This window comes from Streptomyces hebeiensis (assembly GCF_052983195.1).
In genome coordinates this window covers 7,058,290-7,083,693 of record NZ_CM129812.1, presented here as the reverse complement: position 1 = coordinate 7,083,693, position 25,404 = coordinate 7,058,290, and the positions used below count along the sequence as shown (strand labels likewise).

Here is a 25,404-nt window from a genome sequence, read left to right as displayed (position 1 = left end):
CGGGGAGCGCGTGCGCTCTCGAGGCCCCTCCGCCGTGCGTGCCTGCCGTCGTCAGCTCCCGCTTCGCACAAGGAACGTGGCGAGGTGTCCGGGACCTGGCGAGGTGGGGCGGGTTGCCCGCATCGGTACGATCAGCTTATTGCATGACCATGTCAGGAAGGTGACAATCCGTCAGTCCTCCTTGTTCCGCCTCTCACTCCTCGGCGATGGTTTTTCACAGGCGGTCACACGACCCCGTCCGGACCGCCTCGCGCATGCCTGCGGCATGCCGCCCCCCTGTCGCGCACGCACCCTGGCGCGCCCCGATGAGGAGGATCCCTCAGCATGGCATCGACCCGTACCACCACGACGCGGATAGCAGCCGCGCTCACCGCCTTCGCGGCGACCGCCGCCCTCGCGGCCGTCGCCGCTCCCGCCCAGGCCGCGCCCGCCGTCGGCACGGTCATCGACGCCCGGGCCAAGGACGCCGTGCCGGGCAGCTACATCGTCACGCTCAAGAAGAACACCGGCCTCAAGGCCGCCTCGGCCTCAGGCCGGGAGGTCGTCTCCGAGTACGGCGCGAAGATCGAGAGAACGTATACGGCCGCCCTCAACGGATACGCCGTGCGCCTCTCGGCCGCCCAGGCCGCGCGGCTCGCCGCCGACCCCGCGGTGGACCAGGTCATCCAGGACCGTACGGTCCACGCGCTGGGCACCCAGACGAACCCGCCGTCCTGGGGGCTGGACCGGATCGACCAGGCGTCGCTCCCGCTGGACTCCCGGTACACCTACCCCGACAGTGCCGGCTCGGGAGCGACGGTCTACGTCATCGACACCGGGGTCCGCATCAGCCACCAGGACTTCGGCGGCCGGGCCTCGTACGGTTACGACGCCGTCGACGGCGACACCACCGCGCAGGACGGCAACGGCCACGGCACCCATGTCGCGGCCAACATCGCCGGCTCCTCGTACGGCGTGGCCAAGAGCGCCAAGATCGTGGCCGTGCGGGTCCTCAACAACTCCGGCTCGGGCACCACGGCCCAGGTCGTCGCGGGCATCGACTGGGTGACCGCGAACCACAGCGGGCCCTCCGTCGCCAACGTCTCCCTGGGCGGCGGCGCCAGCACCGCGCTGGACACGGCCGTGCAGAACTCCATCAACAGCGGTGTGACCTACGCCATCGCGGCGGGCAACTCCAGTGCCAACGCCGCGAACTACTCGCCGGCCCGGGTCGCCGCGGCCATCACCGTCGGGGCGACGACCAGCACCGACGCCCGCGCGAGCTACTCCAACTACGGCTCGGTGGTGGACCTGTTCGCCCCGGGCAGCTCCATCACCAGTGCCTGGTACTCCTCCGATTCGGCCACCAACACCATCTCGGGCACCTCGATGGCCACCCCGCACGTCGCGGGCGCGGCGGCGGTCTACCTCGCGGGCCACACGAGCGCGACCCCGGCGCAGGTCGGGGCGGCCCTGGTCAACGGCGCCACCTCGGGCGTGGTGACCAGCCCGGGCACCGGCTCGCCGAACAAGCTCCTGAAGCTCGTCCCGTAGCACCCACACCCACACCGTCGACGGGCGTCACCGGTGACGCCCGTCGGCCCGCCACGCACGACCGTGACGCCGCCCGGTGGACACCGGGCGGCGTCACCGCGCTCCGGCCGCCATGACCGGCCGGGGCCCTCCCGTGCCGAGCCGTGACCCTCCGCGTTACGTCGTGACCCGGGGTGAGCGGGAGGGACCAGATGACGAGACGGTGTTGCGCGACGGGACCGCGAGGCGTTCCATCGCGCCGTGTCGTCAGAACAGAAGCCCCCCACCGTTTCCACTCCCACCGCGCCGGACCCCGCCGACCGTGCGGCCCGGCGTGCCGTCACCGTCTTCCCGGTCCTGGTACTCGTCGCGGGCGTCCTCGGGCTGCTGACCCCTGGCACCTTCGCGAGCTGGTCGGTCTCGGTGCCGTACCTCCTGGGCGTGATCATGTTCTGCATGGGACTGACGATGACGCCGCAGGACTTCCGGGGCGTCGCCAGGCGGCCGTGGGCGGTCGGACTGGGGCTGGTCGCGCACTATGTGATCATGCCCGGGCTGGGCTGGCTGATCGCCAACGCGCTGGGGCTGCCGCCCCAGCTGGCGGCGGGGGTGATCCTGGTCGGCTGTGCGCCGAGCGGTACGGCGTCCAATGTGGTGACCTATCTGGCGCGCGGCGACGTCGCGCTGTCGGTCTCGGTCGCCACCGTCTCCACCGTCCTCGCCCCGGTGGTGACACCGCCGCTCACACTGCTGCTGGCGGGCGAGTTCCTGCCGGTGGACGCGGGCTCGATGGTGGCGGACATCCTCAAGACCGTGCTGCTGCCGGTGCTCGTCGGGCTGGCGGTCCGGCTGCTGGCGGGACGGTACCTGGACCGGGTGATGGGGGCGCTGCCCTGGCTGTCGGCGGCCACCATCGCGGTGATCGTGGCGGTCGTGGTCGCCGGCAGCGCGAGCGCGATCCGGTCGGCCGCGCTGCTCGTGTTCGTCGCCGTGGTGCTGCACAACGGTCTGGGGCTGGCCCTCGGTTACGGCGCCGGGAAGCTGGCCCGGCTCGGCGCGCCCGCGAGCCGGGCGATGGCCTTCGAGGTCGGCATGCAGAACTCGGGCCTCGCCGCCTCCCTGGCCACCGCCCACTTCAGCCCGCTGGCCGCCCTGCCCGCCGCGGTGTTCTCGGTCTGGCACAACGTGTCGGGGGCGCTGGTGGCGGCCTGGATGGCGTACCGGGCGCGGTCGGCCGAGCGGGCCGCCATGCCGTCGGCCGCTCAGGAGGGCCTGCCGGCGGACGGATGAGGGCCGTCCGACAGCGGCCACGGGGGCCAGGGGCGTCCCGGTGGGGCGACCGGGACGCCCGGTCATGGGCGTCGGCCGCCCCCGTACGGCCGTCCGCGTCACGGGGTGATCTCACCGCGCGGCGGCACCCGCGCGTACTGCCGCCGTCGTCAGGAACAGCGCTTCGACCACCGTCGCCGCCCCGGCCGCGACGGCGATCCGCTGTGGGGTGAGGGCACCGCCCGTGAGGAGGACGGCCACGCCCGCGCAGGGCGCCAGCACCAGGCCCGGTACGAGCCAGGCGAGGAAGGCGCGCTCCGCCCGTCGGCCGTCGGCGGGACGGCCCGCGGCCGCCTCCGTCGCACCACACGGCCCGTGCTCCCCTCGGAGCAGGGCCCAGCGGTCGGCCGTCTCGCGCTGCTCGTTCCGGCGCCGTACCACCGAGCACACCGCCAGCGCCAGGGTCGCCAGGGCACCGGCCGCCGTCAGGACGGCCGTGCCCCGGGCGGTGGCCAGGAGGAGCAGCGGTACGGCCAGGGCCGCGGTGCCCCACCCCGTCAGCACGGCCGCGGCGCCCAGCCGCCGGGAGACCGGCCGGTCCGCCCCCGCGCGCAGGTCGGCGACGGCCGGCACGTACCAGACACAGCCGGCGCCGCACAGCAGGGCGATCCCCAGGGCCGGAACACCGTGCGACATGATGTTTTCCCTTCATGCTTCCGCCCGGTCGGCCGGAAGCGGTCGGTGGCGATCGGAGGCGGTTCGGGGCACGCCTGTCAGGTGCGCGCGTCAGGCACGCGGCGTGGGGACCGCGGCCCGCGCCGCCGCCTCCAGTTCGGCGAACTCGGGATGACGCAGGTCGAAGGCCGGGGACTCGCTGCGGATACGGGGCAGGGCGACGAAGTTGTGCCGGGGCGGCGGACACGACGTCGCCCACTCCAGGGAGCGGCCGTAGCCCCACGGGTCGTCGACGGTGACCCTCTTCCCGTAGTGCGCGGTCTTCCAGACGTTGTAGAAGAACGGGAGCAGGGCCAGGCCGAGCAGGAACGAACCCACCGTGGACACGGTGTTCAGGGTGGTGAAGCCGTCGGCGGTGAGGTAGTCCGCGTACCGGCGGGGCATGCCCCGCGCGCCCAGCCAGTGCTGTACGAGGAAGGTCAGGTGGAAGCCTGCGGTGAGCGTCCAGAAGGTGATCTTGCCCAGGCGTTCGTCGAGCATCCTCCCGGTGAACTTGGGCCACCAGAAGTGGAATCCGGCGAACATCGCGTACACCACCGTGCCGAAGAGCGTGTAATGGAAGTGCGCGACCACGAAGTACGTGTCGGAGACGTGGAAGTCCAGCGGGGGCGCGGCCAGGATGACGCCCGTGAGGCCACCGAAGACGAAGGTGACCAGGAAACCGGTCGCCCAGAGCATGGGCGTCTCGAAGGACAGCGAGCCCTTCCACATCGTGCCGATCCAGTTGAAGAACTTCACCCCGGTCGGCACGGCGATCAGGAAGGTCATGAAGGAGAAGAACGGCAGCAGCACACCGCCCGTCGTGTACATGTGGTGGGCCCACACCGTCACGGAGAGGCCGGCGATCGCGATCGTCGCGCCCACCAGGCCGATGTAACCGAACATCGGCTTGCGGGAGAAGACCGGGATGATCTCGGAGACGATGCCGAAGAACGGCAGGGCCAGCACGTAGACCTCGGGGTGGCCGAAGAACCAGAACAGGTGCTGCCACAGCAGGGCGCCGCCGTTCGCCGCGTCGAAGATGTGTGAACCGAACTTCCGGTCGCACTCCAGCGCGAAGAGGGCGGCGGCGAGCACCGGGAAGACGAGCAGGATCAGTACGCCGGTCAGCAACACGTTCCAGGTGAAGACCGGCATCCGGAACATCGTCATGCCGGGGGCGCGCATGCAGACGATCGTGGTGATGAAGTTGACCGCGCCGAGGATGGAGCCGAAGCCCGACAGGGCCACACCCATGATCCACATGTCGGAGCCCACGCCCGGCGAGTGGACGGCGTCCGAGAGCGGCGCGTAGAGGAACCAGCCGAAGTCGGCGGCGCCCTGCGGGGTGAGGAAACCGCCGGCTGCGATCAGCGAACCGAACAGGAACAGCCAGTAGGCGAGCGCGTTCAGCCGGGGGAAGGCCACATCGGGCGCCCCGATCTGAAGCGGCATGATCCAGTTGGCGAATCCGGTGAACAGCGGCATCGCGAAGAGCAGCAGCATGATCGAGCCATGCATGGTGAACGCCTGGTTGAACTGCTCGTTGGAGACGATCTGGGTGCCGGGACGGGCCAGTTCGGCGCGCATCACCAGCGCCAGCACACCGCCGATCAGGAAGAAGAACAACGCGGACACGAGGTAGAGCGTCCCGATCCGCTTGTGGTCGGTGGTGGTCAGCCAGTCCACGACGACATGCCGAGGGGCGCGGTGCGCCGGCGCCGCGTCCTCCGCGTCCGGGCCGGGTCTCGCCGCGGGCCCCGGCCCGGACTCGGCCCGTGGTCCCGCCGGGAACTCCTGCCCGGTCTTCCGCCCTGTCTTCCGCCCGGACTCCGATCCGCGTCCCGTCTCGGGCTCCCGCTCCGGTCGAGCCGGCCGCCCCTTCGCTCGTGCGTTGTCCACCGGCCCGTACCCTCCGCATCTCACAACTGTCGAACGTGCCGGGAAGAGCTGGGGAATGCGGGGGACATGGTCCAGCTCTTCCCGGCGCAACCATGATCACGGGACGCCGGGCCGGGCCCCTAGGGCCGGACAGGTCCTCCCCGGGACCGACCGGCCCTACGCGCGGGCCGTCCGGCCCAGAAGAGCCGCTCCTCCGGCATGGCCCTTCTGGGCCGGTACGCGGACGGGGCACGGCCCGGCGGACTCCGCCCCCACCCTGACCGCCCTCGAGAAGAACCTCACCCGACCCCCTGCCCGGCACCGGGCCGGGCAGGGACACGGAAGGCGGAAGCCGCCGGGCGTCAGGCGCCGCACCCTCATGCGGAAGTGGCCGGCGACCCCAAGACCCTGCCGACGCGCATCGCCCGGTCCTATGTGCGGCGCATGGCCGAGAGCGGAGGCAGCGATCCATTCGTGGCCATGCTGCGTGCGGTGGCCTCGGAGGAGGAGTCCGGCAAGAACGGGCCGCTGGCCGAGGTGTCGGACGAACAGCTCGTTCGACACCTCGGCCCCAACCTGCGCGGCATCCCGCTGGACTGACGACCGGCCCGGCATCGACGTCGCCGCCGAGTAGGGGCGGCAGCCCGCGCGGAAGACGTGCGGCCCTTCCTCCAGCGGCCCTCGGTACCCAACCTCTTCGGTTACCCGCGCTCCGGAGACCTCGCGGGTGGCGGCGCCGTCGAGGCACGTACGACGAGTTCGGTGGCGAGCTCGATGTGGTGGGAGTCGACCTTCTCACCGTTGGCGAGTCGTAGGGCGGTACGCAAGGCGGCACCGCCCATCTCCCGCAGCGGCTGGCGCACGGTGGTCAGGGGCGGTGAGGCCACCTGGGCGAGGCTCGTGTCGTCGAAGCCGACCACGCTCAGGTCTTCCGGGACGCGCAGACCTCGCGCCCGGGCGGTCTCGATGATCCCGACGGCGATCTCGTCGTTGCCTGCGAAGATCGCTGTCGGTGGCTCTTGCAGGCCCAACAGTGCCGCTGCCCCGAGCAGTCCTGTTTCGTAGGTGAATTCTCCCGGCCGGACGTAGTCCTCGGGTACGCGGGCCCCTCCCGCCTCCATGGCGGCGCGGTAACCGTGCATACGTGCCTGGTTGCACACGGCCATGGCGGGTCCACCGAGATAGGCGACGCGGCGGTGCCCCAGGGAGAGCAGGTGCCGCGTCGCGGCCAGGCCGCCCGCGAAGTTGGTGGCCCCCACGCTGTTCACCCGGGTGTCCGGCAGGTGCAAGGGGTCCAATACGACCAGCGGCAGCCCGGACCGGGCCAGTTCGTTCAGGTGCGCCGTGGTGTACACGCTGGTGACCGCGATGACGGCACGACGCCCGGCGGAAACCAGGTCCCGGGCCCAGTGCGGGGCGCGAGACGCCTTGCTGATCACCACCGAGGCCCCCAGCTCGGAGGCGGAGTCGATGATCCCTTCCAGGGTTTCGGCGACGTAGCACTTCAGACCGCCCTTGAACTGCACCTCGATCGTCGGGCTTACGACGGCCTCGGTGTGACGGAACACCGGGGCGAGGTAGTCGTGGTGGTCCAGCAGTTCCTGCACCCGGGTGCGGGTCTGAGCGGCCACGTCACCGCGGCCGTTCACCACTTTGGACACGGTCGCGACGGAGACGCCGGCCGCTTGAGCGATGTCCGCCAAAGTGGTGCGCCTCGCGTTCGGTCGCATCGGTTACCTCCCGTAGACGTCCACCGGTGTGGTCCGTCGCCGATCGGGCCGGCAACGCGGGTGGAACCGGTCAACAATACGGCAACCCGCCATGAGCCCGTCCCGGGAGGTACCGACCGCGCCTGCCTTCGGCACGACCCGACCAGCCCCGCCGGCGCTCACGCCGGGGTCATCTCCCTGCCTTACCCGCAGCCCATGACTTTCGAAACTGTTTCGAACCCGCGAGCCTTTTCGGGTGTCGTTGCGGCCCGGTACCGCACAGGTCGAACACACCTCCAGAACGCGCCTTCACGTCCCTTGACAGGCCATCAACTCGAAACCTAATTTGCACGAACATAGCTCGGAGAAAGCTGTTTCGAAAATCTTTCACCATGACTCACGAGAAGCCGGTGGCTCTCGAGTGCGGAGAAAAGACATGGCGCTCTCCCGACGTACCCTCCTCGGCCTGGCCGCCGCTGTGCCGGTCTCCGCGGCACTGGCGGCCTGCGGCTCGTCCGGCCCCGGCAAGAGCGGTGGTGGGGCCACATACTGGTACCTGAACGGTCAGCCGCAGGAAGGCGTCCGAGCCGGTGCGGTGGACGCGTTCAACAAGGCCCGTCCCCACGGCCGGATCGACGACACCACGTTTCAGAACGACGCCTACAAGACGAAGATCAAAACCGCCATCGGTGCCGGGCAGGTACCCACGATCATCTGGGGCTGGGGCGGCGGGACACTGCGCACCTACGCGCGAGCGGGCCAAGTGGAAGACCTCACGTCGTGGTTCGGCGAGCACCCCGAAGTCAAGAAGGAGCTGTTTCCTTCCTCGTTCGGCGCGGCAACCGTCGACGGCAAGATCTACGCAATGCCGTGCGAGACCGTACAGCCGATCATCCTCTACTACAACAAGAAGGTCTTCGACCAGGTCGGCGTACAGCCGCCGGAGTCCTGGGACGACATCATGGCGCTGGTGCCCAAATTCAACGCGAAGGGCATAGCACCGCTCTCCCTCGGCGGCCAGTCCCGGTGGACGAACATGATGTGGCTGGAGTTCCTGTTCGACCGCATCGGCGGTCCCGAGGTGTTCCAGGCCGTCGTCGAGGGCGAGAAGAACGCCTGGTCGAACCCGGACGCCATCACCGCGCTGACCAAGGTGCAGGAACTGGTCGAGGCCGACGGGTTCATCAAGGGCTTCTCCTCCATCACCGCGGACTCCAACGCTGACCAGGCACTGCTGTACACCGGCAAGGCCGCGATGATGCTGCACGGTGCATGGTCGTACGGCATCCAGCGGGCCGACGGCGGAGACTTCGTCTCCAGCGGTGGACTGGGCTACATGAACTTCCCGCCCGTGGACGGCGGCAAGGGCGATCCGAGCAACGCGGTCGGCAACCCGGCTCAGTACCTGTCCATCTCCTCTAAGGCCACCGACGATGAGAAGAAGATCGCCAAAGACTTCTTTGCGACCGGTGTCCTCCAGGACGCCGAGGTGAAGGCATGGATCGACAACGGGTCGGTTCCGGTCCGGCCGGGCACGGAAAAGCTGCTGGCCGCCTCCCAGAGCGCCGACTTCCTCCAGGTCGACTACGGCATCGCCAGCAAGGCCAAGACGTTCGTGCAGTCCTGGGACCAGGCACTCAGTCCGACGGCCGCCGAGACCCTGCTGGACAACGTCGTCAAGTTGTTCCAGCTGTCCATCTCGCCGGAGCAGTTCGCCGGCAACCTCAACGCGGTCATCGGCACATGAGCTCACCCACCGGTCACCCACCGCGCCGCCGACCGCACAGCATCCTGCCCTGGCTGGCCACACCGGCGCTGGTGGTCTTCGTCGGTTTCGCCGTGGTCCCGCTCGTCGGTGTCTTCGCGTTGAGCTTCACCACCTGGGACGGGATCGGCGCCGTCCACCGGTCGGGGCTGACCAGCTGGCGTGCGGTGCTCACCGACCCCGGGCTGCCGCACGCCCTCCGCGTGACCTTCATGGTGATGGCGGTGTCGTGGGCCGTTCAGACGCCGCTGAGTATTCTGCTCGGCACGTTCCTCGCGGGCCGCCAGCGCTACCGCGCGGTGCTGGGCGTGGTGTACTTCGTCCCCCTGATGCTCAGCTCCGCGGCCATCGCCATCGCCTACAAGGCCCTGTTGGACCCCAACTTCGGGCTCGGCGCCGGACTGAAGCTGCCCCTGCTCAGCCAGGACTGGCTGGGGCGGCCCTGCCTTGCCTTCGGCGTCGTCGTCTTCGTCGTCTCCTGGCAGTTCGTCCCGTTCCACTCCCTGATCTACCAGGGCGGTGTCCAGCAGATCCCCCAGTCACTCTACGAAGCGGCCCAGTTGGACGGTGCCGGACGAATCCGGCAGTTCTTCGGCATCACGTTGCCCCAGCTGAGATACACCATCATCACATCGTCCACGCTGATGGTGGTCGGGTCGCTGACCTTCTTCGACCTCATCTTCGTCCTGACCGAGGGCGGCCCCGGCGACGCCACCCGGGTCCTGGCACTGGACATGTACAAGCGGGGATTCCAGGCCGGCCTGATGGGACCGGCCAGCGCCATCGCCGTCATCCTCGTCCTGGTGGGTCTGGCCCTCGCCCTGCTGCTGCGCCGGCTCGGCGGCCGGGACGCCGGGGCGAGCCAACTCGAGGGGGCCTGAGGTGACCACCACGCTGCCCGAGGCACGGCGACCGCGCGGCACGGCCCCCCGCGAGTGGCCACGCCACTCCCCCCGCAGGACCCGCCGACGCAACTGGCCCGGCGGTCTGGCAGGATGGCTCTGGCTGGTCGTCGTGGCCGTACCCCTGTACTGGACCCTCATCACCAGCCTCAAGGCCCAGAGCCGCTACTACGCGAGCAACCCGCTGGTGCCTTCGGGCGACCCGACACTGGACAACTACCGGCTGGTCATCGAGTCCGACTTCCTGCGCTACTTCCTGAACAGCGTCGTGGTCACCGCGGGCGCCGTGGTGCCGGCGGTCGTGTTCTCCTTCATGGCGGCCTATGCCATCGTCAGGGGTTGGCGCATGCGGGTGCTGCGCGCGATGAACGGGCTGTTCCTCATGGGCCTGGCCATCCCGCTGCAGGCGACGGTGATCCCGGTCTATCTGATCATCATCAGACTGCGGCTGTACGACACACTGCTCGCGCTGATCCTCCCGTCGATCGCCTTCGCCATCCCACTGTCGGTGCTGGTGCTCGCCAACTTCATCCGCGACGTGCCCAAGGAACTGTTCGACTCGATGCGGGTCGACGGCGCCACCGAATGGACGACCCTGTGGCGGCTGGCGGCACCACTCACCCGGCCGGCCATCCTCACCGTGACCATCTTCAACGCCCTGACCATTTGGAACGGGTTTCTGCTTCCGCTGGTGCTCACTCAGACTCCGGAGCGCCGGACCCTGCCGCTCGCGCTGTGGACCTTCCAGGGCCAGTACGGGGTCAATGTCCCCGCCGTTCTCGCCGCCGTCGTCCTCACCACACTGCCCGTCCTGATCCTGTACGCGTTCGGCCGCCGCCAACTGTTGAGCGGTCTGACCGCCGGATTCAGCCGTTGAGCCGGGACATCCCGGTGGTCGGTCGCGGCGCCGGGGCCTGGTGGTCCCCGGTGTCTCACAGGACGCCGCGCCGGGCCAGGTTGCGCGTCAGCGCTCGTACACCGAACGTCCACGGCGCGGCCTGCTCGCTGGGGACGACGGTGTTGACCAGGGCGCCGAGTCGCGGGCTGGAGATCCGCACGACGTCGCCGTACGCGTGGGTGAAGCCCATGCCGGGTGCCGTTCGGTCCTCGGTCGGGGCGAACAGCGTTCCGGTGAACAGCACGAAGCCGTCCGGGTACTGATGGTGCGGACCGTACGTGGCGGCCACCAGGTCCAGCACGTCGCGGCTGATCCCCCGCATCGTGCTGTTGCCGTGCAGTACGTATCCGTCCGTGCCCTCGACCCGCAGATCGACGTCGAGACCGCGTACGGTGTCGAGGGTGAAGTCCTCGTCGAACAGGCGGAGGAACGGGCCGATCGCGCACGAGGCGTTGTTGTCCTTCGCGCGGGCGAGCAGCAGGGCGCTGCGTCCCTCGATGTCACGGAGGTTGACGTCGTTGCCGAGCGTCGCACCGTGGACCCGGCCGCCCGAGTCCACGACGAGGACGACCTCGGGCTCGGGGTTGTTCCACACCGAGGCGCCGAGCACTCCGATGTCGGCGCCGACGCCGACCGCGGACAGCACCGGCGCCTTGGTGAACACTTCCGGGTCCGGCCCGATGCCGACCTCCAGGTACTGCGACCACAGCCCCTCGGCGACAAGGAGTTCCCTGGCCTTGTCGGCCTCGGGTGATCCGGGACGGATGCCGTCGAGCGCACCGCCCACCGCCTCCACGAGGCGGGCCCGCACCCGGGCAGCCTGCGCCGGGTCGCCTCCTGCGCGCTCCTCGATGACGCGTTCCAGCAGGCTCCGGGCGAAGGTGACGCCGGCGGCCTTGATCACCTGCAGGTCGACGGGGGCGAGCAGATGGGCAACGTCACGGCGACCGGTAGGTGCCTCGAGCAATGCGTCCAGGCGCCAGACGTGTCCTCCGTCGGCCTCGCGGACGACTGCCGCCGCGTCGTCGCGTTCCATGAGGTCGGAAACGGTGGGAACGACGGCCGTCAGGTCGACGACCCGCTCGCCGCGAACCGCGGCCACACACGGCCCGTCGTGTTCCGGGGCGTGGACGCGGGCGACGAGGGTTGCGCGGTCGGCGTCCTCCGGAAGGACGGAGCCGCTGGTGAGGACCGGACGGGGGCGGGCGGCTGCCGATTCCACGATCAATGCTCTCCTGGGTCCGGGGGTGCGGTGCCTGGGGCCGTCTCAGTGGGAGTCGCGAGGGACCTCGTGTCCACGGCTTCCGCGCAGGAACCCGAAGTCGGCCCCCCGGTCGGCTTGTTCCACGTTCCGCGTGTACAGCCAGGTGTAGCCCCCGTCGTACCGGTCAGCGGGTGGCCTCCACGTCTGCCGGCGCCGGGTCAGCTCAACGTCGTCCACGTCCAGGCGCAGGGTGCGGTTCGGGACGTCGAGGACGACGGAGTCTCCGTCGTGCACCAGGGCGAGAGGTCCGCCGACGGCGGCCTCGGGCGCCACGTGCAGGACCACCGTGCCGTACCCGGTGCCGCTCATCCGGCCGTCGCAGACGCGCACCATGTCCTTGACGCCGGCCTTCAGCAGCTTGGCGGGAAGCGGGACGTTGGAGACCTCGGGCATGCCAGGGTAGCCCTTGGGGCCGGCGTTGCGGATGACGATGACGGTGTTCTCGTCGATGTCCAGGTCCGGGTCGTCGACCACCTCGTGGTAGGCCTCCGGCGAGTCGAAGACGCGCGCGGGGCCGCGGTGGGTGAGCAGGTGCGGTGACGCGGCGGACTGTTTGATCACGGCCCCGTCGGGACACAGGTTGCCGCTCAGGACCGCGATACCGGTGCCGGCCGGCTGGAAGGGGGCGTCGAGGCGGGTGATGACGTCGGAGTCGACGCGTTCGGCGTGCTCGGTGTCCTCGGCGATGGTGCGTCCGGTGACTGTGATCTGGTCGCCGTGCAGCAGCCCGCCGCCGAGCAGCTCGGCAAGGACAGCCGGGAGGCCGCCCGCGTAGCAGAAGTCCTCCATGAGGTACGCGCCACTGGGCATCAGGTTGACCAGCGTCGGCACCGCGCGAGCCAGGCCGTCGAAGTCCGACAGGCTCAACTCGACGCCGACCCGCCCGGCCAGGGCGGTGAGGTGGATGACGGCGTTCGTGGAACCGCCGATGGCCGCGTTGACCCGGACGGCGTTCTCGAACGCCTCCCGGGTCAGAATCCGCGAGGGGCGTAGTTCCTCTTCCACCATCCCCACGATGCGCTGCCCGGCCGCCTGCGCGGTCTCCATCCGCCGGGAGTCGACCGCGGGCCAGGCCGCCGAGCCCGGCAGCTGCATGCCGAGCGCCTCGGCCATGCAGGCCATCGTCGAGGCGGTCCCCATCGTCATACAGTGCCCGTTGGAACGGGCCATGCAGCCTTCCGCGAAGAAGCACTCCTCCTCGGTCATCCTGCCGGTCTTCAGATCTTCCTCGAACTTCCACACGTGAGTACCGGACCCCACGTCCTGACCCCGGTACTTGCCGTTGAGCATCGGCCCGCCGGTAACCATGACGGCGGGCAGGTCGACGCTGGCGGCGCCCATGAGCATGGCGGGGGTGGTCTTGTCACAGCCGGACAGCAGCACGACACCGTCGAGCGGGTTGGCCCTGATCAGCTCCTCGACCTCCATGGCCATCAGGTTGCGGTACAGCATGGCGGTGGGACGCATCAGAGTCTCGCCGGTGGCCATGGTGGGAAACTGCAGCGGCAGGCCGCCCGCCTGCCACACGCCGCGCTTGACGGCTTCGGCGACGCGAGTCAGATGGGCGTTGCACGGGGCGAGTTCGGAGGCACTGGTCGCGATGCCGATGACCGGGCGCCCGTCGAAGACCTCGTGCCCGAAGCCCTGGTTGCGCATCCAGGAGCGGTACACCATCCCGCTGCGGCCCCGTGCGCCGAACCATGCCTGGCTGCGGCGACTCTTCTGCTGACCGTCCGTCATGTAGGCACTCCCGTAGCTCTGGCGTCGTCCGCTTCGCGAGGGGCGTTGTCGGGTGGCGACCCGCAGGCCGTAGTACCCGGTGACGCCATCATTAAATGATTCGATGAACGGCGTCTAGTAGTGCTTGGTCATGTGCGGTCTGGGATGGCGTGTCTTTTTGATTGGTCGTGTCGTTGACCGGGTGTGCTGGGTGGGGAGTTGGCTGCGGTCCGGTGTGATCTGGAGGACTTCGCGGCGGAGATGTTCGAGCCGTTCGCGCGGGTGGATCAGCGACGGTGGGGTGTGGTCTATCTGCGGGGTCTGCTGCTGGACGGCGGGCGTAAGTCGGTGGAGCCGATGGCCGCCCGCCTGGGCGAGGACGGGAACCGTCAGGCCCTGGCCCACTTCGTCACTTCCAGTCCGTGGGATGCAGCGCATGTGCGGGCCCGGTTGGCCTGGCGCATGGAGCCGGTCATCAAGCCCACCGCGCTGATCATCGATGACACCGGGTTCCTCAAGGACGGGGACGCGTCCGCGTGCGTGACCCGGCAGTACACCGGCACAGCGGGCAAAGTCACCAACTGCCAGGCCGGCGTCTCTCTGCACCTGGCTTCCCACGGTGCCTCGGCGGCGGTGAACTGGCGTCTGTTCCTGCCCGGGAGCTGGGACCCCGCCTCGCCGAAGGCAGATCCGGCCAAAGTGGCCCGCCGTGCCAGGTGCGCCATCCCCGCCGAGGTGGGCCATGTCGAGAAGTGGCAGCTGGCCCTCGACATGATCGACGAGACGCGGTCCTGGGGCATCGAAGTACCCCAGGTCATCACCGACGGCGGCTACGGGGACACCGCCGCCTTCCGGCTCGGCCTGGAAGAACGCGGTCTCGACTATGTGGTGGGCATCTCGACCACGACCACGGCGCACCCCGGGGATGCACAGCCGTGCACCCCGGCCTACCCCGGCCTGGGCCGACGGCCGGTCCCGGCCTACCCCGAGCGAGCACAGACCGTGAAGAGCCTGGTCATCGCGGCCGGGAAACGCGCCGCGCGGCCGGTGCAGTGGCGGGAGGGATCGAGGCCGGGCAGTGGCCGCAGCGGGCGCAAGCGCATGTACTCGCGCTTCGTGGCCCTGCGGGTCCGGCCTGCCGGACGGGAGATCCGCAAGGCCACGGCTGGCACCGGGCTCCCGGTCCGCTGGCTGCTGGCCGAATGGCCCGCCGACCAGGACGAGCCCGTGCAGTTCTGGCTCTCCAACCTGCCCGAGACCACTCCGCTGCCCGTCCTCGTGCGCACCGCGAAGCTCCGCTGGCGCATCGAGAACGACTACCGCGAGATGAAGCAGACCCTGGGCCTGGCCCACTTCGAAGGCCGGACATGGCCAGGCTGGCACCACCACGTCACCCTCGTCTCGGTCGCCCACGCCTTCTGCACCCTGCAGCGACTGAGCCGATCCCCAAAAGAGACGGCGTCGGCCTGAGCCTCTACCAAGTCGTTCGCGAGCTGCAATTACTCCTCGCGATCTGGACCGGCGCCTGCCCCACCTGTCACCGCGACATGCCACACCCCGCACCAACATGACCAAGCACTACTAGTGCCAATACCAGTGACTTTGTGTGGTGTGGGTCGTTGGGTGTGGTGTGCCGAGGCCTGGTCAGGTGAAGTCGTCGTCGGGTGAGCGTCTGTCGAACCGAATTGCTCTGGGGGTGCTGACGCGGGTCTTCCCGCCGGAGCTGGTGGATGAGGTGATTGCTGAGTGCGGGCGTCTGGAACAGCGGTCGCGTCTGCTGCCGGCCCGTGTGGTGGTGTATTTCGTGCTGGCGATGTGTCTGTTCTCCGGGCAGGGCTATGAGGAAGTCGCCAGGCTGCTGACGCAGGGGCTGGAGCGGGCCCGGCGGTGGGAGAAGCCGTGGCGGGTGCCGACGACCGGGGCGATCGGCCGGGCCCGCTCACGGCTGGGGCCGGAGCCGTTGAAGGTGCTGTTCGACCGTGTCTGCCGGCCGGTGGCCGACCAGGACACTGCCGGTGCCTGGTACCGGCAGTGGCGACTGGTCTCGGTGGACAGCACCGTCTTCGACATCCCGGACACCGACGCGAACGCAGACTTCTTCGGCCGGCCCGGTTCAGCCCGGGGACAGCAGCGAAGCGCTTACCCGCAGGTGAGGGTCACCGCCCTGGTCGAGTGCGGCACGCATGCGGTGTTTGCCGCGGCGACCGCACCGCTTTCGGTCCACGAACAGCACCTGATCCCCGGCCTGCTGGACCGGCTCAGGCCGGGCATGCTGGTGCTCGCCGACCGGGGCATCACCGGGTTCGAGCTGTGGCGGGCCGCCACGGACACGGGCGCGGACCTGGTGTGGCGGGTCCGCAAGAACGTCGTGCTGCCCGTCCTCGAGAACTTCGACGACGGCTCCTACCTGTCCGAGATCGTCGCCACCAGCGACCGAGCCCGCCGCCGTGACCCGGCCACGGTCAGAGTGGTCGAGTACACCCTCAACGGAGGGGACGAGACGGTCTACCGGCTCGTCACCACTGTCTGTGACCCGGACCAGGCTCCCGCGGCCGAGCTTGCCGCCCTCTACCACCAGCGGTGGGAGATCGAGAACACTCTCGACGAGATCAAGACCCATCAGGGCGGACACCACCTCGTCCTGCGCTCGCGCCATCCCGACGGCGTCGAGCAGGAGATCTACGGATTCCTCCTGGTCCACCACGCGCTGAGAGACGTCATACACCGCACCGCCCACCGAGCCGGACTCGACCCCGACCGGATCTCCTTCACCCGCACACTGAACGCCGCCCGCCGGCACGTCACCGGCCAGGCGGCACTTTCCCCCCTCACGACTGAAGCAGGCGCTGAGACACACGGGCCGTGAACTGCTGGAACGACTCCTGCCACCCCGAAGGCCACGCACCAACCCCCGTGTCATCAAACGCAAGATGTCCAACTGGCACCTCAAACACCCCCATCACCGCAACCCACCCCAGCCCCCGGCCACGACAGTCACACTGGTCCCACCCACCAAAACCACCAGCAGACGCCAGGAAAGCCCTTAAAACAGCGGTATTGGCCCTAGAGGTCCGTTCGGCCTCACCGTGGCCGTTCGGCCCTGGTACGGCCCGGCCCGGCCGCGGTCCACCGGATCCGCCGCGCCGCGTGGCGCCCGGCACCGGGCGCCACGGCTCAGAGCACGCCCCGGCGCCACTCGCGGATCAGGAGCCAGCCGAGATAGCCGCCGCCGAGGGCCATCGTGTAGATGCCCACGGGGAGGTCCTCGAACAGGGGCAGTTGCTGGGCCGCGAGGTCCGCCGACACCAGCAGCAGCGCGCCGACGAGGGTGGCCTGCGTCAGCTGGGGGCCGGAGCCGCGCGTGAGGCGCTTGGCGATCTGCGGTGCGGTCAGCGAGATGAACGCGATGGGCCCCGCGACGCTGACGGCCGCCGCGGAGAGCACGATCGCCAAGGTGACGGCGAGGGACTTGGTGCTCCCGGGACGGGCGCCGAGCCCCTCGGCGAGGTCGTCGCCCATCTCACCGATGTCCAGGCGCCGTGCGATCAGGGCCGTGCAGGGGGCCGCGGCCAGCAGCACCAGCCAGATGACACCGGCGTCGCTCCAGGACCGCGCCGCGAGACTGCCGTTGACGTAGGCGGTCAGGACGGTGGCCTTGTCCCGCTCCACGGCGTAGACCACGTACTGCGTGACCGCCGTCCCGATGGCGGCGACTCCGATACCGGCCACCACGAGGCGTCCGCCGTTGCGGAAGCCGGCACCCGTCGAGACGTACACCAGCGCCATGGCGGCGGCCGCCCCCGCGAGCGCGCCGACGGGTACTGGCAGGGTGCCCGGCAGCAGCAACGCGACGATCGCGGCGCCGGCGCCCGCCCCGGAACCCAGGCCGATCACGTCCGGGCTCCCCAGGGGGTTACGGGTCACGGACTGGAAGAGCGCGCCCGACAGTCCGAGCGCCGCGCCCGTCCCCGCGGCGACCACGAGGCGTGGCCCGCGCAGCCGTTCGAGGACAAAGACGTCCGTTCCCCGTGCGCCGCCCGTGAGGGCGCCCGGCAGGTCGGCGAGCGGGACCCCGGTCCGGCCGAGGGAGAGCGTCGCGGCCGCGGCGGCGAGGGTCAGGAGCACGACGAGGAGCGCCGTGACGACGGAGATCCGCCGGACCGGGAGCGCGAGGGCCCGCCCGATGACGAGGAAGCCGCGTGGCGCGCCGGTGGGGCGGGTCCGCCGGGACGGTCGGCGCGCCGGGTCCGGCGCGCCGTTCGAGGTGCCGTTCCGTATGCCGTTCCGTATGCCGTTCCGTATGCCGTTCCGTATGCCGTTCGGTGTGCCGTGCGACGCGGGTGAGGTGTCGCGCGGATCCGCGCTACGGATGGTGTGCTTCATCCCGCCGTTCCCTTCATCCTCCGTACGGCGTACAGGAGCGCGGGGGCGCCCACGAACGCGGTGACCACGCCCACCATCAGCTCCTGCGGCCGCAGCACGACGCGGCCCACGACGTCCGCGAGCAGCAGCAGGGCCGGGCCCGCGACGGCGGAGAACGCGACCTGGGTCCGGAAGTCGGTGCCGACGAGGGCCCGTACGACATGGGGGACGGCCAGCCCGACGAAGGCGATCGGGCCGACCGCCGCCGTGGCCGCCGCGCTCAGCAGCGTGGCGGCGAACAGACCGCCGCCGCGCGCCAGGGCCGGACGGGCGCCGAGCGCGGTCGCGGAATCGTCCCCGAGCGCGAGCGCGTTGAGACCGGGCGCGACGAGCGCGCCGAGCGCGAACCCGACGGCGGCGAAGGGCAGGACCGACCAGAGGACGTCGAAGTCCCGGCCGCCGAGGGCCCCGACGACCCAGTACCGGTAGCTGTCGAAGACCTTGGGCCTGCTGAGGGTCACGGCCTGGATGAACGCCATCAGCACGGCGGAGAGCACCGCCCCGGCGAGCACCAGCCTGACCATGCTCCGGCCGGCCCCCGCCGATCCGATGGCGTGCACGAGCACCCCCGCGACCAGCGCCCCGGGCAGCGCCCACCACAACGTGGCGGTGGCGCCGGAAGCACCGAGGAACGCGGTGGCGGCGACGATGCTCGCGGAGGCGCCCGCGTTGATGCCGAGCAGCCCGGGGTCGGCCAGCGGGTTACGGGTCACCCCTTGCATGAGCGTGCCCGCGACGGCGAGGCAGAGCCCGGCCAGCAGGCCGAGCGCCGTCCTCGGGTAGCGGCTCTCGACGACGGTGGCGACGTACGGGTCGGCGGCGCCGGAGAACACGTCCACGACATCGCCGAAGGAAGTGGTCCTGCTGCCGAACATCACACTGGCGACGACGGCGCACGCCAGGACGGCGAGCCCGGCGAGGAGGACGTACACCCGCCGGGCGGTGCCGGTACGCCGGGACGTACCGGCACCGCCCGGGCGGACGGCTGAGGTGGTGGTGGTCATGGGGTCCTGATGGTCGCTGTCCGGCGGGTGGGCCTGTCACGGGTCGCCCGGCGCCGGGCCGCCGGGCCCGGCAGGTGCGGGGGCACCACGCGGTGTCAGGACGTGGCGCCCGCCGAGCCACCGGCCCTGGCCACGGCCTTGTCGATCAGTGGCAGATAGCGCTCGACGACCCAGGGGACGGTGAGGGGGTTGATGATCGACGACGCGGTGACGAAGGAGGTGTCGTCGCTCGCGACGACGGCACCGCGCTTGACGGCGGGTATCGCCGCGTACAGCGGCTGCGCCTCGATCTCCTCGCGGGTCCTGGCGTCGGTGTAGAAGGTGAAGATCACGTCACTGCCGGAGAGCTTCTCGGCGTTCTCCAGGCCGATGAGCGCCGAGTCGGTGCCCTTGGTCTCCTTGAACGTCTTGGCGACCGGGTCGACGGTGAGCCCGAGCGAGGAGACCATCTCGACCCGCTGCTCCTCGGGCAGGAAGACCCCGAGCGTGCCGGGCCCCGAGGTGTAGATGTACGAGAACGAGACGCCCTTGTACGCGGGGCGGGTCGCGGCGGCGTCGGCGAGCTGCTTCTCGATCCGCGAGATGAGGGTCCTGGCCTCGGCCGGCCTGCCCAGCGCCTTGGCGATGATCTCGATCTGCTCGTCCCAGTTGGTGCTCCAGGCCAGCCCGGGGTAGGCGACGGTCGGGGCGATGTCGGAGAGGATGTCGTACTGCTTCTGCGTGATGCCCGACCAGGGGGCGAGGATCACGTCGGGGGCGAGTTCGGTGATGGCCTCGAAGTCGATGTCCTCACCGCCCGCGAACTGCTCGGGCAGTTCGTCGCCGGACTTCTTCACCGCCTCGTGGATCCAGGGCAGGTAGCCGGTCTTGTCGCTCCCCCACGCGTACTCCTCGATGCCCACGGGGGTGTGACCGAGCGCGATGGCGGTCTCGGCCGAGCCCTGCCCGAGGGTGACGATCCGTTCGGGCTGTTCGCTGATCTTCGCTTCGCCGAGCGAGCTCTTGATCGTGACCGGGAAGGCACCGCCACCGTTTCTCGCCGCACCGCCGGAGGACTTCCCCTCGTCGGATCCTCCCGACGAGCAACCGCCGAGGACGAGGGTGAGCGCGGCGGCGGCCGCCGAGAGGGTGAGCGTGCGGCGGCGCACTCGGGTGGACCAGGTGGGCATCGGATTCCTCTGTGTGATGCGGCGTATTGCGGCCATGGGGCACAGGCAGCCGTGCGACACCGGTCAACAGCGGCTTAGGGAAGCCTAAGCTAAGTAGATATTCCTTTCAACCGCGCTCATGTCCACTCCGTACCGGATCCCCGGTCAGCCCGCCGCGGGGAAGGCCGAGGACGCCGCCCACGCGGCGAGTTCACGCCCCGCCGCGGCGCGCAGCTCCGCGCTCGGGGACGTGGTGCCGTCCGCGACGAGTGCGTAGTGGAGGGTCCCGGGCCCGTCGGCCGCCGCCGGGGCCGACAGCAGCAGCCGGTGCGCGCCCGGGCCGCCCCGTTCGGCGGCCCGGGCGACGGGATGGCCGGCCGTCTGCCCCTGCGCGGTGTACGCGGGCAGGCCGGTCACGGCGCCGAGGTCGGAGACGACGGTGGTGGTGGCCGGGTCGAAACCGCTCGGCAGGTGCAGCTCGGTCGGCGCCCGCGTGGCGCCCTCGGAGCGCCAGACGATCACACCGTAGCGCCCTGGACCCACCAGCCGCGCGGTGTTGGGCATCCCCTCCGGAACGCGGTTCCAGCTCATCACCGAGGTGCCGTCGCGGGACCGGTCCTCATAGGTGAAGGCGAGGGCGCGGCCGGCGACGGCGGTGGGGTAGAGGCGGTCGAGCAGCCGGGCGTCCTGGCGCAGGACGGCCTTGCCGGACGCGTCGAGTTCGACGGAGGAGAGGTCCTCGTCGTTCCAGGCGTCCCCGTCCGTGAGAATTTTGCCGGGGTTGCCGTTCATCGCCTCACGGTGGCGGCCGCTGTAGAGGTCCCACTGCCATTGGGTGCCCGACAGGACGGGGCCCGACCGCGCCGCCGACGACCACCAGGCGGCGCCCGGCAGCCGGGAGTCGAGCGCCTGGTACATGGCCTTCAGCACCGAGGGGGCCTTGTCGGCGGTGGTGCCGCTGAGCGGGTGGCCGAACTCGCTGACGATGCCGGGGGTGGCCAGGGCCGCCGCGCGGTCACGCACCGCCGCGAAGTCGGTGGCGTACCGGCCGTCCCGCGCCTTGCCCCACATGAAGATGCCCGAGATGGCCTTCTGGTCGTAGAAGTGGGTGTTGAAGACGTAGTCGTCGCCGACGGCGCCCGCGTCGAGGAGGCCGCCGGGCTGCCGGGCGAAGTCGAGGTTGGCGTTCCAGAACATGTTGGGCTCCACGAACACGGGCTTGTCGCGCCAGCCCGCGGCGTCCATCCGGGCCCGGAACTCCTCGTAGAACGGCCACAGGACGTCCCGTTCCCACGCGCGGCTGTCCTGTCCGCTCGCGTACTCGCCCGCGTAGGGCTCGTTGTACGGGTCGAAGCCGACGACGCCCGCGAACTCGTCCGCGTCGAGATCGCGGGCCAGGTGTTCCATCGTCTTCTGCGCGGTGTCGAGGAAGGCGTCCCGGACGGGCACGGAGACCGGGCCGGAGGGCGTGGGAACGGTGAGGACACGGTTGGCCCAGAAGTCCCGGGTGGCGCTCTTGACCGCCTGGTTCTGGGTGATGTTCTGGCCCCACAGGACGCAGATGCCACAGGACTCGTCGGGATACCCGCCGGCCTCGACCGCCCAGCGGGGCGCGCCGTCACCGGTGTACCAGCTGTCCTCGTCGAACAGGTGGCGGGAGTAGAGGTCCTGGTGGAAGTCGGGGAACACCCGCAGCCCGACGGCCAGCAGGGCCTTGATCTGCTCGGTGGCCCGGTCGAGGTAGGCGGTGTCGAGCACGCCGGGCGCGGGCTCGGCGTGCGCCCAGGAGAGCAGGAAGCGGACGGCGTTGCCCCCGGTCAGGGTGCGGACGGCGGCGGCGGAGGCGCGGGCGTCGGCCGCGTTCGCGAAGGGCAGGCCGCCGTTCTCCTCCAGTTTGGTCTCGCCGGAGATGTTGAATCCGCGCAGGACCACCTCACGGCCGTGTCCGTCGCTGAACCGGCCGTCGTCCACGCTCACTTCGGTGGCCGTCCGGCCGTCGAACCACTGCGGATCGCCGTCCGCGGCGCGGGCGGGAGGACCGGCGAGCGCGACCGTGGCGAGGAGCAGGCCGACCGCGCCGAGCAGTGCGCCGCGCCCTCGGGCGTGTCGCGAAAGTCCCGCCTGGCCGGCGACGCCTGGCACGCACGCTCGCCGTCCCGGGCCCCACCTCGGGCCCCCGCGCCGCCCCGAGCGCCCTCGCCGCCGCGCGCCCCGCCCCGTGATCCGTACCGCCGTCGCCTCGCCCCATGACATGGCGACCACACTGCGCCCGTTATTGACAGGTAGTCAATAGCGTCGACCGTACCGCCCGGACTCCCACAACTCGGCCTCGCGCCGGGTGCATTGACTTCCCTTGGGACGTCAGTAGCGTGGGAGCGCACAGCATGTCGCACAACGTTCGACATACCGAACACTCCATGGTGACGGGACACCTCGGGCCCACCGGCCCACGACATGCGGAGATCCGGCTATGACCAGACCACTCGACAGACGGCACTTCCTCACGACCGCCGCCGGCGGGGCCACGGCCGCCGCGCTGGTGGCGGCGGGCGACACCGCCGCGAGCGCGGCACCGGCCGACGGACCGCCCACCGCACCGGACACACGGGGCGGCGAGGCGGGGCGGGCCGCGGCCCCCGTCGTCCAGCCCTTCCCCCTCGGCGCGGTGACCCTGCTGGCGAGCGCGTTCAAGGACAACCAGTCGCGCAACACGGCCTACCTGCGCTTCGTCGACCTCGACAGGCTGCTGCACACCTTCCGGCTGAACGTCGGGCTGGCGAGCGGCGCCGCGCCCTGCGGCGGCTGGGAGTCGCCCACCACCGAACTGCGCGGGCACAGCACCGGCCACCTGCTCTCCGGCCTGGCCCTCACGTACGCCAACACCGGTGAGAGCGCACTGCGCGACAAGGGGAACCGGCTGGTGGCCGCGCTCGCCGAGTGCCAGGCGCGCTCGCCGCGGGCGGGGTTCGGGCAGGGCTATCTCTCGGCGTTCCCCGAGAACTTCTTCGACCGGCTGGAGGCCGGGACGGGGGTGTGGGCGCCGTACTACACGATTCACAAGATCATGGCCGGCCTCGTCGACCAGTACCGGCTGGCGGGCAACAGTCAGGCACTCGACGTCGTCCTCGCCCAGGCCGCCTGGGTGGACCGGCGTACCGCGCGGCTGTCACCGGCCCAGATGCAGCGGGTGCTGGAGACCGAGTTCGGCGGGATGAACGACGTACTGGCCGACCTGCACGCGGTCACCGGTGACGCGACCTGGCTCCAGGTCGCCGAACGCTTCACCCACGCACGGGTGTTCGACCCACTGGCCCGCGGGGAGGACCGGCTGGCCGGGCTGCACGCCAACACCCAGATCCCCAAGGCGGTGGGAGCGATGCGGCTGTGGGAGGAGGGCCTGCCCGACCGCTACCGCACCATCGCCGAGAATTTCTGGCGCATCGTCACCGAGCACCACACGTATGTCATCGGCGGGAACAGCAACGGTGAGGCGTTCCACGAGCCGGACGCCATCGCGGCGCAGCTCAGCAACAACTGCTGCGAGAACTGCAACAGCTACAACATGCTGAAGCTGACCCGGCTGCTGCACTTCCACGCCCCCGAGCGCACGGAACTCCTCGAATACTACGAGCGCACGCTGTTCAACCAGATGCTCGGCGAACAGGACCCCGGTTCCGCGCACGGCTTCAACATCTACTACACCGGACTCGCGCCCGGGTCGTTCAAGCAGCAGCCGTCCTTCATGGGCACCGACCCGAACATGTACTCCACCGACTACGACAACTTCTCCTGCGACCACGGCTCCGGCATGGAGACCCACGCGAAGTTCGCGGACACGGTCTACACGCACGACGCTGACCGGCTGCTGGTCAACCTCTTCATCCCGTCCGAGGTGGCCTGGCGCGAGAAGGGCATCACCTGGCGGCAGACCACCACCTTCCCCGACGGGGCGGGCACCACCCTGTCCGTGGTCGCGGGCGGGGCCGCCCACCGCCTCCAGATCCGTATCCCCTCCTGGACCTCGGGTCCCTCGGTCCGGGTCAACGGGACGCCGGCGCCGGGCACCCCGGCCCCGGGCGGCTGGTTCACCGTCGAGCGCACCTGGCGCACCGGCGACCAGGTCGAGGTGGTGCTGCCGATGCGCGTGACGATCGAGCCGACGCCGGACGACCCGGATGTCCAGGCCGTGCTGTACGGGCCGGTCGTGCTGGCCGGCGCGTACGGGAACAGCGCCGGCACGTCGATGCCCCGGCTGGACGCCGCGTCGGTGCGCAAGACCGCCGACGCGCCGATGCGGTTCACGGCGAGCGCCGGCGGGGCCATGGTCTCCCTGCTGCCGATCGCCCGCGTGCACCACCAGCGCTACCACGTCTACTGGCTGACGGGCACGCCACCGCCACCGCCACCGGCCTTCGCCGCGTGGTACCGCTTCGACGAGTCCACGGGCACGGCGGCCGCGGACGCCACCGGCAACGGGAAGACGGCGCGCCTGGCCGGCGGCGCCTCCTGGACGGCGGGCCGTACCGCCGGGGCGGTGGCGCTGAACGGCACCGACGGGCATGTGGTCGTGGCGGACAACGTGCTCGCGGGCGCCTCCGCGTACTCGGTGGCGACCTGGGTCAGGCTGGACGGGCAGCCGGCGGCCTGGAGCCGGATCTTCGACTTCGGAACGGGGGTGACCGCCAATCTGTTCCTGACCCCGCGCAGCGACTCGGGCACCCTGCGGTTCGCCGTGACGGCGGGCGGCGGCGGCGCGGAGGCGCGCATCGACGCCCCCGCCCTGGCGACCGGCCGGTGGACCCATGTCGCCGTGGCGTACGGCGGCGGTACGGCGGTGCTGTACGTGGACGGCGCGGAGGCGGGCCGCAGGACCGGGATCACCGTCGAGCCGCGGCACTTCGGCAACACCATGAGGTCCTCCTGGATCGGCAGGTCGCAGTACCCGGACCCGTATCTGAGGGGCGCGGTCGACGACTTCCGGGTCTACGGGAGGACGCTGACGGCCGCCGAGGTCGCCACGCTGGCCCGCTCCTGACGCCCTCCTGACCCGCACACCGCCGGAGCCGCGGGACCCCGGGTGTGCGGGTCAGGTCTGGACGGTGACGGCGACCAACAGCACGGCGACGCCCACGGCGAGCCAGGTGACGTAGTGCCCCTCCCGGCAACGTTTGCCCCGTCGCGACGCCCGGCACGCGCG

At 70.7% G+C, this 25,404-nt stretch carries 18 protein-coding genes; 9 read left to right on the top strand and 9 right to left on the bottom strand.

What is annotated here, in order from left to right:
* Positions 1 to 324: 324 nt before the first annotated feature.
* Positions 325 to 1,533, top strand: coding sequence for a S8 family peptidase (locus ACU6P3_RS30365; protein ID WP_447195016.1), 1,209 nt, complete (start codon positions 325 to 327; stop codon positions 1,531 to 1,533).
* A 240-nt stretch (positions 1,534 to 1,773) separates the two neighbouring features.
* Complete coding sequence (locus ACU6P3_RS30360) at positions 1,774 to 2,802, top strand: bile acid:sodium symporter family protein (protein WP_447195015.1); 1,029 nt, start codon at positions 1,774 to 1,776, stop codon at positions 2,800 to 2,802.
* Positions 2,803 to 2,913: 111 nt separating this feature from the next.
* Here the strand turns inward: ACU6P3_RS30360 and ACU6P3_RS30355 are convergent, their stop codons facing one another.
* On the bottom strand, positions 2,914 to 3,477 hold the full coding sequence (locus ACU6P3_RS30355) for a hypothetical protein (RefSeq protein ID WP_447195014.1): 564 nt from the start codon (positions 3,475 to 3,477) through the stop codon (positions 2,914 to 2,916).
* A 90-nt stretch (positions 3,478 to 3,567) separates the two neighbouring features.
* On the bottom strand, positions 3,568 to 5,421 hold the full coding sequence (ctaD, locus tag ACU6P3_RS30350) for an aa3-type cytochrome oxidase subunit I (RefSeq protein WP_447195013.1): 1,854 nt from the start codon (positions 5,419 to 5,421) through the stop codon (positions 3,568 to 3,570).
* Between the two features lie 342 nt (positions 5,422 to 5,763).
* Here ctaD and ACU6P3_RS30345 point away from each other — a divergent pair, with 342 nt between their 5' ends.
* The gene (locus ACU6P3_RS30345; protein WP_447195012.1) at positions 5,764 to 5,976 is read left to right on the top strand and encodes a hypothetical protein; all 213 of its coding nucleotides are present in this window, start codon (positions 5,764 to 5,766) and stop codon (positions 5,974 to 5,976) included.
* 101 nt (positions 5,977 to 6,077) lie between these two features.
* On the opposite strand, the gene ACU6P3_RS30340 is transcribed toward ACU6P3_RS30345, so the two are convergent.
* Positions 6,078 to 7,106, bottom strand: a complete 1,029-nt coding sequence (locus ACU6P3_RS30340; RefSeq protein ID WP_447195011.1) for a LacI family DNA-binding transcriptional regulator — start codon at positions 7,104 to 7,106, stop codon at positions 6,078 to 6,080.
* A gap of 415 nt (positions 7,107 to 7,521) precedes the next feature.
* On the opposite strand from ACU6P3_RS30340, the gene ACU6P3_RS30335 reads away from it, so the two are divergent.
* The 3 genes from ACU6P3_RS30335 to ACU6P3_RS30325 are packed head-to-tail and all read left to right on the top strand — an operon-like array spanning position 7,522 to position 10,629.
* A complete protein-coding gene (locus tag ACU6P3_RS30335) occupies positions 7,522 to 8,832 on the top strand; it encodes an extracellular solute-binding protein (RefSeq protein WP_447195010.1) in 1,311 nt (436 codons plus the stop codon).
* Positions 8,829 to 9,731 (top strand): carbohydrate ABC transporter permease, encoded by a 903-nt coding sequence (locus ACU6P3_RS30330; protein WP_447195009.1) that lies wholly within the window; start codon positions 8,829 to 8,831, stop codon positions 9,729 to 9,731. The genes ACU6P3_RS30335 and ACU6P3_RS30330 overlap by 4 nt, the downstream gene beginning before the upstream one ends.
* 1 nt (position 9,732) lies before the next feature.
* Positions 9,733 to 10,629 (top strand): carbohydrate ABC transporter permease, encoded by an 897-nt coding sequence (locus tag ACU6P3_RS30325; protein WP_447195008.1) that lies wholly within the window; start codon positions 9,733 to 9,735, stop codon positions 10,627 to 10,629.
* Between the two features lie 55 nt (positions 10,630 to 10,684).
* Here ACU6P3_RS30325 and ACU6P3_RS30320 read toward each other — a convergent pair whose 3' ends face one another.
* Both ACU6P3_RS30320 and ACU6P3_RS30315 read right to left on the bottom strand, forming a co-directional pair.
* Complete coding sequence (locus tag ACU6P3_RS30320) at positions 10,685 to 11,872, bottom strand: fumarylacetoacetate hydrolase family protein (protein WP_447195007.1); 1,188 nt, start codon at positions 11,870 to 11,872, stop codon at positions 10,685 to 10,687.
* A gap of 45 nt (positions 11,873 to 11,917) precedes the next feature.
* Positions 11,918 to 13,654 carry an IlvD/Edd family dehydratase gene (locus ACU6P3_RS30315; RefSeq protein ID WP_447195006.1) on the bottom strand — a complete coding sequence of 579 codons (1,737 nt, stop codon included), beginning with the start codon at positions 13,652 to 13,654 and terminating at the stop codon, positions 11,918 to 11,920.
* Positions 13,655 to 13,837: 183 nt separating this feature from the next.
* On the opposite strand from ACU6P3_RS30315, the gene ACU6P3_RS30310 reads away from it, so the two are divergent.
* Both ACU6P3_RS30310 and ACU6P3_RS30305 read left to right on the top strand, forming a co-directional pair.
* Positions 13,838 to 15,103: an IS701 family transposase gene (locus ACU6P3_RS30310; protein WP_447194508.1), complete on the top strand. Its 1,266-nt coding sequence runs from the start codon at positions 13,838 to 13,840 to the stop codon at positions 15,101 to 15,103.
* 160 nt (positions 15,104 to 15,263) lie between these two features.
* Positions 15,264 to 16,499 (top strand): IS4 family transposase, encoded by a 1,236-nt coding sequence (locus tag ACU6P3_RS30305; protein ID WP_447195005.1) that lies wholly within the window; start codon positions 15,264 to 15,266, stop codon positions 16,497 to 16,499.
* Between the two features lie 308 nt (positions 16,500 to 16,807).
* Here the strand turns inward: ACU6P3_RS30305 and ACU6P3_RS30300 are convergent, their stop codons facing one another.
* From ACU6P3_RS30300 to ACU6P3_RS30285, 4 genes are all read right to left on the bottom strand, one after another.
* Positions 16,808 to 18,016, bottom strand: coding sequence for a FecCD family ABC transporter permease (locus tag ACU6P3_RS30300; protein ID WP_447195004.1), 1,209 nt, complete (start codon positions 18,014 to 18,016; stop codon positions 16,808 to 16,810).
* Complete coding sequence (locus ACU6P3_RS30295) at positions 18,013 to 19,059, bottom strand: FecCD family ABC transporter permease (RefSeq protein ID WP_447195003.1); 1,047 nt, start codon at positions 19,057 to 19,059, stop codon at positions 18,013 to 18,015. Before ACU6P3_RS30295 ends, ACU6P3_RS30300 begins: the two co-directional genes overlap by 4 nt.
* Before the next feature lie 95 nt (positions 19,060 to 19,154).
* The gene (locus tag ACU6P3_RS30290) at positions 19,155 to 20,228 is read right to left on the bottom strand and encodes an iron-siderophore ABC transporter substrate-binding protein (RefSeq protein ID WP_447195002.1); all 1,074 of its coding nucleotides are present in this window, start codon (positions 20,226 to 20,228) and stop codon (positions 19,155 to 19,157) included.
* 144 nt (positions 20,229 to 20,372) lie between these two features.
* On the bottom strand, positions 20,373 to 22,349 hold the full coding sequence (locus ACU6P3_RS30285) for a cellulase family glycosylhydrolase (protein ID WP_447195001.1): 1,977 nt from the start codon (positions 22,347 to 22,349) through the stop codon (positions 20,373 to 20,375).
* Positions 22,350 to 22,677: 328 nt separating this feature from the next.
* On the opposite strand from ACU6P3_RS30285, the gene ACU6P3_RS30280 reads away from it, so the two are divergent.
* Entirely contained in the window at positions 22,678 to 25,242 is a 2,565-nt protein-coding gene (locus ACU6P3_RS30280) for a glycoside hydrolase family 127 protein (RefSeq protein WP_447195000.1), read from the top strand.
* Positions 25,243 to 25,404: the final 162 nt, after the last annotated feature.